This window comes from Pseudomonas sp. FP2300 (assembly GCF_030687595.1).
GTDB classification, from domain to species: Bacteria; Pseudomonadota; Gammaproteobacteria; order Pseudomonadales; family Pseudomonadaceae; genus Aquipseudomonas; species Aquipseudomonas bijieensis.
The window spans coordinates 4,464,149-4,480,538 of sequence record NZ_CP117440.1; the positions used below are offsets into that span (position 1 = coordinate 4,464,149).

13 protein-coding genes and 1 pseudogene are annotated in these 16,390 nt (G+C 61.4%); 12 read left to right on the top strand and 2 right to left on the bottom strand.

Annotation, left to right across the window (positions count from 1 at the left end):
* Positions 1-128: 128 nt before the first annotated feature.
* Both PSH86_RS30670 and PSH86_RS30675 read right to left on the bottom strand, forming a co-directional pair.
* Positions 129-1,046 carry a methyl-accepting chemotaxis protein gene (locus PSH86_RS30670; protein ID WP_370873823.1) on the bottom strand — a complete coding sequence of 306 codons (918 nt, stop codon included), beginning with the start codon at positions 1,044-1,046 and terminating at the stop codon, positions 129-131.
* Positions 1,032-2,048, bottom strand: a pseudogene (locus tag PSH86_RS30675) (methyl-accepting chemotaxis protein); the annotation flags it as partial. The gene PSH86_RS30670 and the pseudogene PSH86_RS30675, both read right to left, overlap by 15 nt.
* 863 nt (positions 2,049-2,911) lie before the next feature.
* Here PSH86_RS30675 and PSH86_RS19620 point away from each other — a divergent pair.
* The 12 genes from PSH86_RS19620 (at position 2,912) to nuoM (ending at position 16,387) form a co-directional block, all read left to right on the top strand.
* On the top strand, positions 2,912-3,325 hold the full coding sequence (locus PSH86_RS19620; RefSeq protein ID WP_003203367.1) for an NADH-quinone oxidoreductase subunit A: 414 nt from the start codon (positions 2,912-2,914) through the stop codon (positions 3,323-3,325).
* Between the two features lie 10 nt (positions 3,326-3,335).
* Entirely contained in the window at positions 3,336-4,010 is a 675-nt protein-coding gene (locus PSH86_RS19625; protein WP_003180065.1) for an NADH-quinone oxidoreductase subunit B family protein, read from the top strand.
* A gap of 72 nt (positions 4,011-4,082) precedes the next feature.
* Positions 4,083-5,867, top strand: coding sequence for an NADH-quinone oxidoreductase subunit C/D (gene nuoC, locus PSH86_RS19630; protein ID WP_305484427.1), 1,785 nt, complete (start codon positions 4,083-4,085; stop codon positions 5,865-5,867).
* A gap of 2 nt (positions 5,868-5,869) precedes the next feature.
* A complete protein-coding gene (gene nuoE / locus PSH86_RS19635; protein ID WP_109755558.1) occupies positions 5,870-6,367 on the top strand; it encodes an NADH-quinone oxidoreductase subunit NuoE in 498 nt (165 codons plus the stop codon).
* The gene (gene nuoF, locus PSH86_RS19640) at positions 6,364-7,722 is read left to right on the top strand and encodes an NADH-quinone oxidoreductase subunit NuoF (RefSeq protein WP_109755559.1); all 1,359 of its coding nucleotides are present in this window, start codon (positions 6,364-6,366) and stop codon (positions 7,720-7,722) included. The genes nuoE and nuoF overlap by 4 nt, the downstream gene beginning before the upstream one ends.
* 141 nt (positions 7,723-7,863) lie before the next feature.
* Positions 7,864-10,578, top strand: a complete 2,715-nt coding sequence (gene nuoG / locus PSH86_RS19645; RefSeq protein WP_176689465.1) for an NADH-quinone oxidoreductase subunit NuoG — start codon at positions 7,864-7,866, stop codon at positions 10,576-10,578.
* Positions 10,575-11,582 carry an NADH-quinone oxidoreductase subunit NuoH gene (gene nuoH / locus PSH86_RS19650; protein WP_025212983.1) on the top strand — a complete coding sequence of 336 codons (1,008 nt, stop codon included), beginning with the start codon at positions 10,575-10,577 and terminating at the stop codon, positions 11,580-11,582. The genes nuoG and nuoH overlap by 4 nt, the downstream gene beginning before the upstream one ends.
* A gap of 11 nt (positions 11,583-11,593) precedes the next feature.
* On the top strand, positions 11,594-12,142 hold the full coding sequence (gene nuoI, locus PSH86_RS19655) for an NADH-quinone oxidoreductase subunit NuoI (protein ID WP_003180051.1): 549 nt from the start codon (positions 11,594-11,596) through the stop codon (positions 12,140-12,142).
* A gap of 9 nt (positions 12,143-12,151) precedes the next feature.
* Complete coding sequence (nuoJ, locus tag PSH86_RS19660; protein WP_003180049.1) at positions 12,152-12,652, top strand: NADH-quinone oxidoreductase subunit J; 501 nt, start codon at positions 12,152-12,154, stop codon at positions 12,650-12,652.
* A 4-nt stretch (positions 12,653-12,656) separates the two neighbouring features.
* Complete coding sequence (nuoK, locus tag PSH86_RS19665) at positions 12,657-12,965, top strand: NADH-quinone oxidoreductase subunit NuoK (RefSeq protein ID WP_003180046.1); 309 nt, start codon at positions 12,657-12,659, stop codon at positions 12,963-12,965.
* Positions 12,962-14,815 carry an NADH-quinone oxidoreductase subunit L gene (nuoL, locus tag PSH86_RS19670; protein ID WP_109755561.1) on the top strand — a complete coding sequence of 618 codons (1,854 nt, stop codon included), beginning with the start codon at positions 12,962-12,964 and terminating at the stop codon, positions 14,813-14,815. Before nuoK ends, nuoL begins: the two co-directional genes overlap by 4 nt.
* Before the next feature lie 39 nt (positions 14,816-14,854).
* Complete coding sequence (gene nuoM, locus PSH86_RS19675; protein ID WP_109755562.1) at positions 14,855-16,387, top strand: NADH-quinone oxidoreductase subunit M; 1,533 nt, start codon at positions 14,855-14,857, stop codon at positions 16,385-16,387.
* Positions 16,388-16,390 lie beyond the last annotated feature (3 nt).

Consider the following 16,390-nt stretch of genomic DNA (forward strand, 5'->3'; position numbering starts at 1 on the left):
CACGCGGTAAACGGCCCTTGCGGACCGAATAAAAGCTAACCGCAAAGCCGACGATCTGACGCCCCGACTGGTTCGGGGCTTTTTTTCGCCTGCTGTTCCCCGACAACGTGGATCGTCAAGCCCGGCTTTCACACTTTGAAGTGACTGACCAACTGCTGCAACTGGTTACCCAGGCGCGCCAGTTCGATGCTGGAGGCTGCGGTTTCTTCGCTGGCCGAGGCGGTCTGTTCGGATACATCGCGCACGTTCAGGACACTCCGGCTGATTTCCTCGGCCACCGAGCTTTGTTGCACCGCGGCGGCGGCAATCTGCTGGTTCATGGACTGAATGCCAGAAACCGCCTGGGTGATATTGCCCAGGGAGGTGCCGGCCTTGGAGGCCAACTCCACGCTGCTGTCGGTCAGTTCACGGCTGTTTTGCATGATACTCGATACCTGGCGCGTGCCGTTCTGCAAACCCGCCACCAGGCTTTCAATCTCTTCGGTGGAATGCTGGGTACGCTGGGCCAGCCCACGTACTTCGTCGGCGACCACGGCAAAACCGCGCCCCGCGTCACCTGCGCGAGCAGCCTCAATGGCGGCGTTAAGGGCCAGCAAGTTGGTCTGCTCAGCCACCGCCCTGATCACGTCCATGATCTTGCCGATGCGCCCACTTTCTTGCTCCAGCTCGTTCATGGCTTCGACCGAGCGCCCGACCTCACTGGCCAAGCGCTCGATCTGAACGATGGCCTGCGCAACCACTTGGTCGCCAATACGGGCTTGTGCATCGGCCTCTGATGCAGCTGCGCAAGCTTGTTCGGCATTACGCGCGACTTCATGCACGGTGACCGACATTTCGTGCATGGCGGTCGCCACCTGATCGGTCTCGATTTTCTGGCTATTGACCCCGGCACTGGTCTGCTCGGTGACAGCCGATAGCTCTTCGGCGGCACTGGCGATTTGGGTGACGCCATCGCGGATGCCACCGATCAGGTCACGCAAGGTGGTGCCCATGCGCTCGATACCTTGCTGCAAGACACCCAGCTCATCACGACGAGTCACGATCATGTGTTGCGTGAGGTCCCCTGCGGCAATGCGATCGACCACAGCCAATGTGTCCTGCAACGGCCGCGTAATCTGGCGCGTGATGATCAGGGCGGCAAAAATCCCCAGCAACATCGCCAAGGCGGTGCAGCTCAGTTGCAGGACGCGGGCCTGGGCGCTGTCTTCGTCACGGGAGACCAGTTGGCTGGCATACATTTCATCGGTCAGGCGGGTGATGGTTTCGCCCAAATCGATGGTGTCCTGCACGGCCCTGCCAATGGCCTGATTACTGGCAGTGAAGTCCTGCACCGAACGGCGGTAAGCAATCAACGCGGTTTCCAGTTGCTTGATGGTGTCGGTATAGGTGGGACCAAAAGCGCTCTTGAGTGTTTCGATGCTCTTGAACGCATTTTCGAGCTGGCGGGTGGCGGCTTGTTCGGTGGCGCTGTTGGGGTTGCCGGTATAGCCACGCACTTCATAACGCACCAGCGCCACGTCCTCCTTGGCCTTGAGGATGAGCTTATAAAGGTCAAAGCGCTCATCCGAGGCAGGCATCGCTTCTACGTCAGTGATGACCTGGGCAATCAGCGCGGCGCCCTTGACCGCATTGACGCCCATCTCCTTGCGCATGGCTGCGTCATTGCGATAAGCCTCGCGCATCGTATTCAGTGCCACTTGATACTGCGTGCTGGCCTGCTCGATCAGCGCAAGTTTGTTCAGGTTTTCAGGTTTCTTCAGCTCTTTTGCCAGGATTTTCTGCTGGGTGACGAACTGCTCCAGCGAAGCCTGGATCAATGCACCCTTTTGTTCATCACCCCTGTCCAACTGGTACTGCAAGCGCGCCCTGCGCAGGTGATCTAGACGGTTGCCGAGCTCGGTGATGCTGGTCATTCGATCAGTGCGCTCGATCATTTTCCCCAGGCTGAACCAGCCGGTCGCGGCGACAATAGCGGTCAAAAGCAGCACAACAGCAAAGCCCAAAGCCAGCTTGAGCATAACGCTCATATTCGCGATCCGAGAGTTCATGACATTCCTTTGGTATCAGCCGCGAACGATGAAAATTGACGCGGCTATATAAGAAGGGAGCGGAAATCTAACCAATATTGATATAGATGATTAGATGAATGAACCACAAAGATAGCCATTTGATATCACTCGTTCAAGACCTTAGGCCAATCTCGTGCCAATTTTCGCTCGCAAAAACGGTGTCGCTTAATGCGCAAATCCCCTGGCCACAGGCTGTGCGCGGGCCGCCTGAGCAACATTGATCTGAGCACCCGGTTTTTTCACCCGTTTTTTTTGAAGCGACCTACGCTGTAAGAGCAAGCCTGCAACTGTGGGAGTCAGGCTTGTCCGCGAAGAGCGAATGCAGTCTGCCTCGGGACCGCGTTGCCGGGATCGCGGGCAAGCTTGACTCCCACAGGAGCAGTCCCCATGCAGATCCGACCTGCATGGGCCCTCCCCGACAAAACTTCGGCGCACGGATAGAAAAATTGATCGAACGCAGTATTGGGCAGTCCGAAAAGGAGTAAAACGTCCGACGCTGACAACTGCAGTAGCGGCGATGTAAGACAGCCCCTCAGGCACGGCACTAAGTGCAGCGTAGAAAGGCCGCCACAAACAATAACAATTATCATTTGGAAGTCATTATCATTGTTGCATTCCGCACGAAATATTATTAATGGATAGTCGGCCAATGCCCATGGGGCCTGGGCTGCAGGGTCTTGGGGGCGCGCTATGTCCTTATTCCAATAAATAATTTCGCTATAGGAATTTTACTTGCCCGGTGTTTAGCCATAAAATCACCGCGATTGATTGCTGCGACATATCGTCACTGCGTTATTTCATTCAAGCTCAGAGACCTTTGCTCTCTGTTAAGGATTTCCAGCATGTCCGAAGCGACAGGACTCATGGCCCACAACTGGGGCTTTGCCATTTTCCTTCTGGGCGTCGTTGGCCTGTGTGCTTTCATGCTCGGCGTGTCGAGCCTGCTTGGGTCAAAAGCCTGGGGCCGCAGCAAAAATGAACCGTTCGAGTCCGGCATGCTACCTACCGGTGGCGCCCGCTTGCGGCTCTCAGCCAAATTCTATCTGGTCGCGATGCTGTTCGTGATCTTCGATATCGAAGCCCTCTTTCTCTTTGCATGGTCTGTGTCCGTCCGCGAAAGCGGCTGGACCGGATTCGTCGAAGCTCTCGTTTTCATAGCAATTCTGTTGGCAGGTCTTGTCTACCTTTACCGGGTGGGGGCACTTGATTGGGCTCCGGAAGCTCGGCGCAAGCGGCAAGCGAAGCTGAAACAATGAGGCTTTGGCAATGCAATACAATCTCACCAGGATCGACCCCGATGCTCCTAACGAGCAGTATCCGATTGGCGAGCGGGAAACCGTCGCTGATCCGTTAGAAGATCAAGTCCACAAAAACATCTTCATGGGCAAGCTCGAAGACGTGCTGAACAGCACGGTCAACTGGGGTCGCAAGAACTCCCTGTGGCCGTACAACTTCGGCCTTTCGTGCTGCTACGTGGAAATGACCACCGCCTTCACGGCGCCCCACGACATCGCGCGCTTTGGCGCCGAGGTTATCCGGGCATCGCCACGCCAGGCGGATTTCATGGTTATCGCCGGTACCTGCTTCATCAAGATGGCGCCGATCATCCAGCGCCTCTACGAGCAAATGCTCGAACCCAAGTGGGTCATCTCCATGGGTTCGTGCGCCAACTCCGGTGGCATGTACGACATCTACTCCGTCGTTCAAGGGGTGGACAAGTTCCTGCCCGTGGACGTCTACGTGCCTGGCTGCCCCCCTCGCCCTGAAGCGTTCCTGCAAGGCTTGATGCTGTTGCAGGAGTCGATTGGCCAGGAGCGTCGCCCGCTGTCCTGGGTCGTTGGCGATCAAGGCGTCTATCGCGCCGAGATGCCATCGCAAAAGGAACAGCGCCGCGAACAGCGTATCGCAGTCACCAACCTGCGCAGCCCCGACGAAGTCTGATCCAGCTCTGCTCTGCATAAGAAACGAGAACCTGGCTTCATTCTTTACGTTGACCGAAAGCGATAAATAACCATGACTACAGGCAGTGCTCTGTACATCCCGCCTTACAAGGCAGACGACCAGGATGTGGTCGTCGAACTGAACAACCGTTTTGGCCCCGAGGCGTTCACAGCCCAGCCGACCCGTACCGGCATGCCGGTGCTTTGGGTTGCCCGCGCCAAGCTCGTCGAAGTCCTGACCTTCCTGCGCAACCTGCCCAAGCCGTACGTCATGCTCTATGACCTGCACGGCGTGGACGAGCGCCTGCGCACCAAGCGTCAAGGGCTGCCCGACGGCGTCGATTTCACCGTGTTCTATCACCTGCTGTCGATCGAACGTAATAGTGACGTAATGATCAAGGTCGCCTTGTCCGAGAGCGACCTCAGCGTGCCGACCGTGACCGGCATCTGGCCGAACGCCAACTGGTACGAGCGTGAAGTGTGGGACATGTTCGGGATCGACTTCTCCGGTCACCCGCATCTGTCGCGCATCATGATGCCGCCGACCTGGGAAGGTCACCCGCTGCGCAAGGACTTCCCGGCCCGCGCCACCGAGTTCGACCCGTTCAGCCTGTCCCTGGCCAAGCAACAGCTCGAGGAAGAAGCCGCGCGCTTCAAGCCTGAAGACTGGGGCATGAAGCGTTCGGGTGCCAACGAGGACTACATGTTCCTCAACCTCGGCCCGAACCACCCTTCGGCCCACGGTGCGTTCCGTATCATCCTGCAACTGGACGGCGAAGAGATCGTCGACTGCGTGCCTGACATCGGCTACCACCACCGTGGTGCCGAAAAAATGGCCGAGCGCCAGTCCTGGCACAGCTTCATCCCGTACACCGACCGTATCGACTACCTCGGCGGCGTGATGAACAACCTGCCGTACGTGCTGTCGGTGGAAAAACTGGCCGGGATCAAGGTCCCGGAGAAGGTCGACGTCATCCGCATCATGATGGCCGAGTTCTTCCGCATCACCAGTCACCTGCTGTTCCTGGGTACCTATATCCAGGACGTCGGCGCCATGACCCCGGTGTTCTTCACCTTCACCGACCGCCAGAAAGCCTACACGGTGATCGAAGCCATCACCGGTTTCCGCCTGCACCCGGCCTGGTACCGCATCGGTGGCGTTGCCCACGACCTGCCGCGGGGCTGGGAGAAACTGGTCAAGGACTTCGTCGAGTGGATGCCCAAGCGCCTGGACGAATACACCAAGGCCGCCCTGCAGAACAGCATTCTCAAGGGTCGTACCATCGGCGTCGCTGCCTACAACACCAAGGAAGCCCTGGAATGGGGCGTCACCGGTGCCGGCCTGCGGTCCACCGGTTGCGACTTCGACCTGCGCAAGGCGCGTCCTTACTCCGGCTATGAAAACTTCGAATTCGAAGTACCGCTGGCGGCCAATGGCGATGCCTACGACCGCTGCATGGTTCGCGTCGAGGAAATGCGCCAGAGCATCAAGATCATCGACCAGTGCCTGCGCAACATGCCGGAAGGCCCGTACAAGGCGGACCACCCGCTGACCACGCCGCCGCCCAAAGAGCGCACGCTGCAACACATCGAGACCCTGATCACGCACTTCCTGCAGGTTTCGTGGGGCCCGGTCATGCCGGCCAACGAATCCTTCCAGATGATCGAAGCGACCAAGGGCATCAACAGTTATTACCTGACGAGCGACGGCGGCACCATGAGCTACCGCACCCGGATTCGCACCCCAAGCTACCCGCACCTGCAGCAGATCCCTTCAGTGATCAAAGGCAGCATGGTCGCGGACTTGATCGCGTACCTGGGTAGTATCGATTTCGTTATGGCCGACGTGGACCGCTAAGCATGAACAGCACGCTTATCCAGACAGACCGTTTCGCCTTGAGCGAAACCGAGCGCTCGGCCATCGAGCACGAGCTGCATCACTACGAAGACCCGCGCGCGGCGTCGATCGAAGCCCTGAAGATCGTCCAGAAGGAACGTGGCTGGGTGCCCGATGGCGCGCTCTACGCCATCGGCGAGATCCTTGGCATTCCGGCCAGCGACGTCGAAGGCGTCGCCACCTTCTATAGCCAGATCTTCCGCCAGCCAGTGGGCCGCCACATCATTCGCGTCTGCGACAGCATGGTCTGCTACATCGGCGGCCACGAGTCCGTGGTCAGCGAAATCCAGAGCAAGCTGGGCATCGGCCTGGGCCAGACCACCGCCGACGGCCGCTTCACCCTGCTGCCGGTGTGCTGCCTGGGCAACTGCGACAAGGCGCCGGCGCTGATGATCGACGACGACACCTTCGGTGACGTCCAGCCTGACGGCGTCGCCAAACTGCTGGAGGGCTACGTATGACCCTGACTTCCTTCGGGCCCGCCAACCGCATCCAGCGTTCGGCCGAAACCCATCCCCTGACCTGGCGTCTGCGTGACGACGGCGAAGCGGTGTGGCTGGACGAATACCAGGCCAAGAACGGCTACGCCGCGGCGCGCAAGGCGTTTGCCGACATGGCTGCGGACGACATCGTCCAGACCGTGAAAGACTCCGGCCTCAAGGGCCGTGGCGGCGCGGGCTTCCCCACTGGCGTGAAGTGGGGCCTGATGCCCAAGGACGAATCCATCACCATCCGCTACCTGCTGTGCAATGCGGATGAAATGGAGCCCAACACCTGGAAAGACCGCATGCTGATGGAGCAACTGCCCCATCTGCTGATCGAAGGCATGCTGATCAGCGCCCGCGCGCTGAAGACCTACCGTGGCTATATCTTCCTGCGCGGCGAATACACCACCGCCGCCAAGCACCTGAACCGTGCCGTGGAAGAAGCCAAGGCTGCCGGCCTGCTGGGCAAGAACATCCTGGGCTCGGGTTTTGATTTCGAGCTGTTCGTCCACACCGGCGCCGGGCGTTACATCTGCGGTGAAGAAACCGCGCTGATCAACTCCCTCGAAGGCCGTCGCGCCAACCCGCGCTCCAAGCCGCCCTTCCCTGCTGCCGTCGGCGTGTGGGGCAAGCCGACCTGCGTGAACAACGTCGAGACCCTGTGCAACGTCCCGGCGATCATCGCCGACGGCGTGGACTGGTACAAATCCCTGGCCCGCGACGGCAGCGAAGACATGGGCACCAAGCTCATGGGCTTCTCCGGCAAGGTCAAGAACCCTGGCTTGTGGGAACTGCCATTCGGCGTTACCGGTCGCGAGCTGTTCGAGGACTACGCCGGCGGCATGCGCGACGGCTACAAGCTCAAGTGCTGGCAGCCTGGCGGCGCCGGTACCGGTTTCCTGTTGCCGGAACACCTGGACGCACAAATGTATGCCGGCGGCATCGCCAAGGTGGGCACCCGGATGGGTACCGGCCTGGCCATGGCGGTGGACGACAGCGTCAACATGGTCTCGCTGCTGCGCAACATGGAAGAGTTCTTCTCCCGTGAGTCGTGCGGTTTCTGCACCCCTTGCCGCGATGGCCTGCCGTGGAGCGTCAAGCTGCTGCGCGCCATTGAAAACGGCGAAGGCCAGGCCGGCGACATCGAGACCCTGCTGGGTCTGGTGGGCTTCCTCGGCCCAGGCAAGACCTTCTGTGCTCACGCACCGGGTGCCGTGGAGCCGTTGGGCAGCGCGATCAAATACTTCCGCCCTGAATTCGAGGCCGGCATCGCGCCAACCCGCGCGGGCGATCTCAACCAGGTGGTCACGCCGACCATGGTCGGCGCGTAACGACGCTTTAAAAGGCGAAGGGTCCGTGCCCTTCGCCTTTCGTCCGATGACGCCTTTTACCCAGGCTGTTTGGATTCGGACGAATAACAAGATTCCATTAGCCACGCCCGCTGACACCGGGCCAACGAAGAACTTTGAACCATGGCCACTATCCACGTAGACGGCAAAGAGCTCGAAGTCGATGGCGCAGACAACCTGTTACAGGCATGTCTGTCCCTGGGCCTCGACATCCCTTATTTCTGCTGGCACCCCGCCCTTGGCAGCGTAGGCGCCTGTCGCCAATGCGCGGTCAAGCAGTACACCGACGAAAACGACAAGCGTGGTCGGATCGTCATGTCCTGCATGACCCCCGCCACCGACGGCAGCTGGATCTCCATCGACGACGAAGAAGCGAAAGTGTTTCGCGCCAGCGTCGTCGAATGGCTGATGACCAACCACCCTCACGACTGCCCGGTCTGTGAAGAAGGCGGTCACTGCCACCTGCAAGACATGACGGTGATGACCGGCCACAACGAGCGCCGTTATCGCTTCACCAAGCGCACCCACCAGAACCAGGACCTCGGCCCGTTCATCTCCCACGAGATGAACCGCTGCATCGCCTGCTATCGCTGCGTGCGTTTCTACAAGGACTACGCCGGCGGCACCGACCTGGGCGTGTTCGGTGCCCACGACAACGTGTACTTCGGTCGCGTCGAAGACGGCACCCTGGAAAGCGAATTCTCCGGCAACCTCACCGAGGTCTGCCCGACCGGTGTGTTCACCGACAAGACCCACTCCGAGCGCTACAACCGCAAGTGGGACATGCAATTCTCGCCGAGCATCTGCCATGGCTGCTCCAGCGGTTGCAACATTTCTCCGGGCGAGCGCTACGGTGAACTGCGTCGCATCGAGAACCGCTTCAACGGTTCGGTGAACCAGTACTTCCTGTGCGACCGTGGCCGTTTCGGCTATGGCTACGTCAACCGCAAGGATCGTCCGCGCCAGCCACTGCTGGCGGGCGGCGCCAAACTGAGCCTGGACGAAGCGCTGGACAAGGCCGCCGAACTGCTGCGCGGACGCAACATCGTCGGCATCGGCTCGCCACGGGCCAGCCTGGAAAGCAACTACGCCCTGCGTGAACTGGTCGGCGCCGAGCACTTCTACAGTGGCATCGAGGCCGGCGAGCTGGAACGCATCCGCCTGGTCCTGCAAGTGCTCAAGGACAGCCCGCTGCCCGTGCCGACGATGCGCGACATCGAAGACCACGACGCAGTGTTCGTCCTTGGCGAAGACCTGACCCAGACCGCCGCGCGCATGGCCCTGGCCCTGCGCCAGTCGGTCAAGGGCAAGGCTGAAGACATGGCCGACGCTATGCGCGTACAGCCATGGCTCGACGCCGCCGTGAAGAACATCGGCCAGCACGCATTGAACCCGCTGTTCATCGCCAGCCTCGCCGAAACCAAGCTCGACGACGTCGCCGAAGAATGCGTCCACGCCGCCCCTGACGACCTGGCGCGCATCGGTTTCGCCGTGGCCCACGCCCTGGACGCCAGCGCCCCGGCAGTCGACGGCCTGGACAGCGAAGCCGCCGCCCTGGCCCAGCGCATCGCCGATGCCCTTTTGGCAGCCAAGCGCCCACTGATCATCGCCGGCACCTCCCTGGGTTCCAAGGCCTTGATCGAAGCCGCCGCCAACATCGCCAAGGCCTTGAAGCTGCGGGAGAAGAACGGTTCCATCAGCCTGATCGTGCCGGAAGCCAACAGCCTCGGCCTGGCCATGCTCGGTGGCGAATCGGTGGACGCAGCGCTGCAAGCGGTGATCGACGGCAGCGCCGACGCCATCGTGGTACTGGAAAACGACCTGTACACCCGCACCGACAAAGCCCGGGTGGACGCCGCCCTGAACGCCGCGAAAGTGCTGATCGTCGCCGACCATCAGAAAACCGCCACCACCGACCGCGCCCACCTGGTGCTGCCGGCGGCGAGCTTCGCCGAAGGCGACGGTACGCTGGTCAGCCAGGAAGGCCGCGCCCAGCGCTTCTTCCAGGTATTCGACCCGACTTACCTGGACGCCAGCATCCTGGTTCACGAAGGCTGGCGCTGGCTGCATGCCCTGCGCTCGACCCTGCTGAACCAGCCGGTGGACTGGACGCAACTGGACCATGCCACCGCCGCCTGCGCCGAAAGCAACCCGCAACTGGCCCGGATCGTCGATGCCGCACCGTCGGCCTCGTTCCGCATCAAAGGCCTGAAGCTGGCGCGCGAACCGCTGCGCTACAGCGGTCGCACCGCCATGCGCGCGAACATCAGCGTGCATGAGCCGCGTACCTCCCAGGACAAGGACACTGCGTTCTCGTTCTCCATGGAAGGCTACTCGGGTTCGACCGAGCCGCGCTCCCAGGTGCCATTCGCCTGGTCGCCGGGCTGGAACTCGCCGCAAGCCTGGAACAAGTTCCAGGACGAAGTCGGCGGTCACCTGCGTGCCGGCGACCCGGGCACACGCCTGATCGAAAGCCAGGGCGATGGCCTGAGCTGGTTCGCCAGCGTGCCGCGCGCCTTCAACCCGGCACCGGGTACCTGGCAGGTCGTGCCGTTCCATCACCTGTTCGGCAGCGAAGAGAACTCTTCCAAGGCCGCGCCGGTGCAGGAACGCATCCCAGCCGCCTACGTATCGCTGGCCAAGTCCGAAGCCGACCGCCTGGGTGTCAACGATGGCGCCCTGCTGAGCCTGAACGTGGCCGGCCAGACCCTGCGCCTGCCGCTGCGCATCAATGAAGAACTGGGCGCCGGCCTGGTGGCCCTGCCAGCTGGCCTGGCGGGTATCCCACCGGCGATATTCGGCAAAACCGTCGACGGTCTGCAGGAGGCAGCGCAATGAGCTGGTTCACCCCTGAAGTGATCGCTGTGATCCTGACGGTCCTCAAGGCCATCGTGATCCTGCTGGCCGTGGTGGTCTGCGGCGCGTTGCTGAGCTTCGTCGAACGTCGCCTGCTGGGCTGGTGGCAGGACCGCTACGGTCCGAACCGCGTCGGCCCGTTCGGCATGTTCCAGATCGCCGCCGACATGATCAAGATGTTCTTCAAGGAAGACTGGACGCCGCCGTTTGCCGACAAGGTGATCTTCACCCTGGCACCGGTCGTGGCCATGAGCGCCTTGCTGATCGCCTTCGCGATCATCCCGATCACCCCGACCTGGGGCGTGGCGGACCTGAACATCGGCCTGCTGTTCTTCTTCGCCATGGCCGGCCTGTCGGTGTATGCGGTGCTGTTCGCCGGCTGGTCGAGCAACAACAAGTTCGCCCTGCTGGGCAGCCTGCGGGCCTCGGCCCAGACCGTGTCCTACGAAGTGTTCATGGGCCTGGCGCTCATGGGCATCGTGATCCAGGCCGGTTCGTTCAACATGCGCGACATCGTCGAGTACCAGGCCCAGAACCTGTGGTTCATCATTCCGCAGTTCTTCGGTTTCTGTACCTTCTTCATCGCTGGCGTGGCCGTGACTCACCGTCACCCCTTCGACCAGCCGGAAGCGGAACAGGAACTGGCCGACGGTTACCACATTGAATATGCCGGCATGAAATGGGGCATGTTCTTCGTCGGTGAGTACATCGGCATCATCCTGATCTCGGCATTGCTGGTGACTTTGTTCTTCGGTGGCTGGCACGGCCCGTTCGGCATCCTGCCGCAACTGTCCTTCGTCTGGTTCGCCCTGAAGACCGCGTTCTTCATCATGCTGTTCGTCCTGCTGCGCGCCTCGATCCCGCGCCCACGCTACGACCAGGTGATGGACTTCAGCTGGAAATTCTGCCTGCCGCTGACCCTGATCAACATGCTGGTGACCGCTGCGATCGTTTTGATGAACGCGCCTGCGGCCGCGGTTCAGTGAGGATTTGACCCATGTTCAAATATATTGGCGACATCGTTAAGGGTACCGGTACCCAACTGCGAAGCCTGGTCATGATCTTCGGCCATGGCTTTCGCAAGCGCGACACCCTGCAATACCCGGAGGAGCCGGTCTACCTGGCGCCGCGTTACCGTGGCCGTATCGTCCTGACCCGCGACCCCGACGGCGAAGAACGCTGCGTAGCCTGCAACCTGTGCGCCGTGGCATGCCCGGTGGGTTGCATCTCGCTGCAGAAAGCTGAAACCGAAGACGGTCGCTGGTACCCGGACTTCTTCCGCATCAACTTCTCGCGCTGCATTTTCTGCGGCCTCTGCGAGGAAGCCTGCCCGACCACCGCGATCCAGCTCACGCCGGATTTCGAAATGGCCGAGTTCAAACGTCAGGACCTGGTGTACGAGAAAGAAGATCTGCTGATTTCCGGTCCCGGTAAAAACCCTGATTACAACTTCTATCGTGTTGCAGGTATGGCCATTGCCGGTAAGCCAAAAGGCGCCGCGCAGAACGAAGCCGAACCGATCAACGTGAAGAGCTTGCTGCCTTAAGGAAGAAAGATGGAATTCGCTTTCTATTTCGCATCGGGTATTGCAGTGGTGTCCACGCTTCGCGTGGTCACCAACACCAACCCCGTGCACGCCCTGCTCTACCTGATCATTTCGCTGATCGCCGTGGCCATGACCTTCTTCGCCCTCGGCGCGCCGTTCGCCGGTGCCCTGGAAGTGATCGCCTACGCCGGCGCCATCATGGTGCTGTTCGTGTTCGTGGTGATGATGCTCAACCTCGGCCCGGCCGCGGTCCAGCAGGAACGCTCCTGGCTCAAGCCCGGCATCTGGGCGGGACCGGTGATCCTGTCCGCCCTGCTGCTGGGTGAACTGCTGTATGTGCTGTTCGCTCACCAGAGCGGCCAGGCCATCGGCCACACCACCGTAGGCGCCAAGGCCGTGGGCATCAGCCTGTTCGGTCCGTACCTGCTGGTGGTCGAACTCGCCTCGATGCTGCTGCTTGCCGCAGCCGTCACGGCGTTCCATTTGGGCCGTAACGAGGCGAAGGAGTAATCACATGCCTGCTATCCCTCTCGAGCATGGTCTGGCGGTTGCCGGCATCCTGTTCTGCCTCGGTCTGGTCGGCCTGATGGTCCGCCGCAACATTCTGTTCGTGCTGATGAGCCTGGAGGTCATGATGAATGCCTCCGCCCTGGCCTTCATCGTCGCGGGCGCTCGCTGGGCGCAGCCGGATGGACAGATCATGTTCATCCTGGTGATCAGCCTGGCAGCCGCCGAGGCCAGTATCGGCCTGGCGATCCTGTTGCAGCTGTATCGCCGCTTCCACACTCTCGATATCGACGCTGCCAGCGAGATGCGCGGATGAACCTACTCTTTTTGACTTTCGTATTCCCCCTCATCGGTTTCCTGCTGCTGTCGTTCTCTCGTGGACGCTGGTCGGAAAACCTTTCGGCGCTGGTTGGCGTGGGTTCCATCGGCCTGTCTGCCATCGTCACGGCCTACGTGATCTGGCAATTCAACGTCGCCCCGCCCGAAGGCGGTGTGTTCGTGCAGGTGCTGTGGCGCTGGATGGCGGTGGAAGGCTTCACGCCGAACTTCGCCCTCTATCTGGACGGCCTGTCCCTCACCATGCTCGGCGTGGTGGTCGGCGTGGGTTTCCTGATCCACCTGTTCGCCTCCTGGTACATGCGCGGTGAAGCCGGTTATTCGCGCTTCTTCGCCTACACCAACCTGTTCATCGCCAGCATGCTGTTCCTGGTGCTCGGCGATAACCTGCTGTTCCTGTACTTCGGCTGGGAAGGCGTGGGCCTGTGCTCGTACCTGTTGATCGGTTTCTACTACAGCAACCGCAACAACGGGAATGCCGCACTCAAGGCGTTCATCGTGACCCGGATCGGCGACGTGTTCATGGCCATCGGCCTGTTCATCCTGTTCCAGCAACTGGGCACGCTGAACATCCAGGAACTGCTGGTCAAGGCGCCGGAACACTTCAAGGTCGGTGACTTCTGGATCGTCCTGGCGACCCTGATGCTGCTGGGTGGCGCCGTCGGTAAATCCGCGCAACTGCCGCTGCAAACCTGGTTGGCGGACGCGATGGCCGGCCCTACCCCGGTTTCGGCACTGATCCACGCCGCGACCATGGTCACCGCCGGTGTCTACCTGATTGCCCGTACCCACGGCCTGTTCGCCCTGGCGCCGGACATCCTGCACCTGGTCGGCATCGTCGGCGGCGTGACCCTGGTATTGGCCGGTTTTGCCGCGCTGGTACAGACCGACATCAAGCGCATCCTCGCCTACTCGACCATGAGCCAGATCGGCTACATGTTCCTGGCCCTGGGCGTCGGTGCCTGGGAAGGCGCGATCTTCCACCTGATGACCCACGCCTTCTTCAAGGCCCTGCTGTTCCTTGCCTCCGGTGCGGTGATCGTTGCCTGCCACCACGAGCAGAACATCTTCAAGATGGGCGGCCTGTGGAAGAAACTGCCGCTGGCCTACGCCAGCTTCATCGTCGGCGGCGCGGCCCTGGCGGCCCTGCCACTGGTCACCGCCGGTTTCTATTCCAAGGACGAGATCCTCTGGGAAGCGTTCGCCAGCGGTAACCAAGGCCTGCTCTATGCCGGCCTGGTGGGTGCGTTCATGACCTCGCTGTACACCTTCCGCCTGATCTTCATCGCGTTCCACGGTGAGGCCAAGACCGAAGCCCACGCCGGCCACGGCATTGCCCACTGGCTGCCACTGTCGGTGCTGATCGTGCTGTCGACCTTCGTCGGCGCCATGATCACCCCACCGCTGGCCGATGTGCTGCCGCAAAGCGTCGGCCATGCCGGCGGCGAAGCCAAGCACAGCCTGGAAATCGCCTCGGGCGCCATCGCCCTGGCGGGTATCCTGCTGGCCGCCCTGCTGTTCCTGGGCAAGCGTCGTTTCGTCACGGCCATCGCCAACAGCGGCATCGGGCGTTTCCTTTCGGCCTGGTGGTTCGCCGCCTGGGGCTTCGACTGGATCTACGACAAACTGTTCGTCAAGCCATACCTTGCGATCAGCCACATTCTGCGCAAAGACCCGCTCGACCAGACCATTGGCCTGATCCCGCGCATGGCCAAGGGCGGCCACACTGCCCTGAGCCGTACCGAGACCGGTCAACTGCGTTGGTATGCGGCTTCCATGGCGGCTGGCGCCGTGCTGGTTATCGGCGCCATCGTGCTGGTAGCGGTCTGATATGAACCTTGCGAACTTGCGAAAGGAAACGAGCCCGTCATGATTCTGCCCTGGCTAATCCTGATCCCCTTCATCGGCGGCCTGCTGTGCTGGATCGCGGAGCGCTCCAGCTCCACGCTCCCGCGCTGGATTGCGCTGCTGACCATGTCCCTGGAACTCGCGCTCGGCCTCTGGCTGTGGGCGACCGGCGACTATTCATTCGCTCCGGCCCCTGGCGCCGATCCGACCTGGGCGCTTGAATTCAAGCACGCCTGGATCGCGCGCTTCGGCATCAGCGTGCACCTGGCCCTCGACGGCCTGTCGCTGCTGATGATCCTGCTGACCGGCCTGCTGGGTATCCTCTCGGTCCTCTGCTCCTGGAAAGAGATCCAGCGCCACGTCGGTTTCTTCCACCTGAACCTGATGTGGATCCTGGGCGGTGTCGTCGGCGTGTTCCTGGCGCTGGACCTGTTCATGTTTTTCTTCTTCTGGGAAATGATGCTGGTGCCGATGTACTTCCTCATCGCGCTCTGGGGTCACAGTTCTTCGGACGGCAAGAAAACCCGGATCTACGCGGCGACCAAGTTCTTCATCTTCACCCAGGCGTCCGGCCTGATCATGTTGGTGGCGATCCTTGGCCTGGTGCTGGTCAACTTCAACAACACCGGCGTGATTACCTTCAACTACGCCGACCTGTTGAAAGTGCAGATGTCCAAGACCACCGAGTACGTGCTGATGCTGGGCTTCTTCATCGCCTTCGCGGTGAAGCTGCCGGTGGTGCCGTTCCACTCCTGGCTGCCGGACGCCCACGCCCAGGCACCGACCGCAGGTTCCGTGGACCTGGCGGGTATCTTGCTCAAGACCGCGGCCTATGGCCTGCTGCGCTTTGCCCTGCCGTTGTTCCCCAACGCCTCGGCGGAGTTCGCACCGATTGCCATGACCCTGGGCCTGATCGGGATTTTCTACGGTGCATTCCTGGCCTTCGCCCAGACCGACATCAAGCGCCTGATCGCCTTCTCCAGCGTTTCGCACATGGGCTTCGTGCTGATCGGGATCTACTCCGGCAGCCAGTTGGCCCTGCAAGGCGCGGTGATCCAGATGTTGGCTCACGGCCTGTCGGCCGCCGCACTGTTTATCCTCAGCGGTCAGTTGTACGAGCGTCTGCACACTCGGGACATGCGTGAGATGGGCGGCATCTGGTCGCGTATCGCCTACCTGCCGGCCATCAGCCTGTTCTTCGCGGCCGCGTCCCTGGGGCTGCCGGGCACCGGCAACTTCGTCGGCGAGTTCCTGATCCTGATCGGCACCTTCGCCAGTGCGCCATGGATCACCGCCATCGCGACGTCCGGCCTGGTGTTCGGTTCGGTCTACTCGCTGATCATGATCCACCGCGCCTACTTCGGCCCGTCCAAGTCGGACGAAGTGCTGCGCGGCATGGACGGTCGCGAACTGATCATGGTGCTCGGCCTTGCGGTGCTGCTGGTTTACCTCGGCGTTTCCCCGCAGCCGTTCCTCGACACCTCTGCCGCCACCATGCATGGCGTGCAGCAGTGGCTCGGCACCGCCTTCTCTCAACTCGCTTCGGCCCGGTAAGAG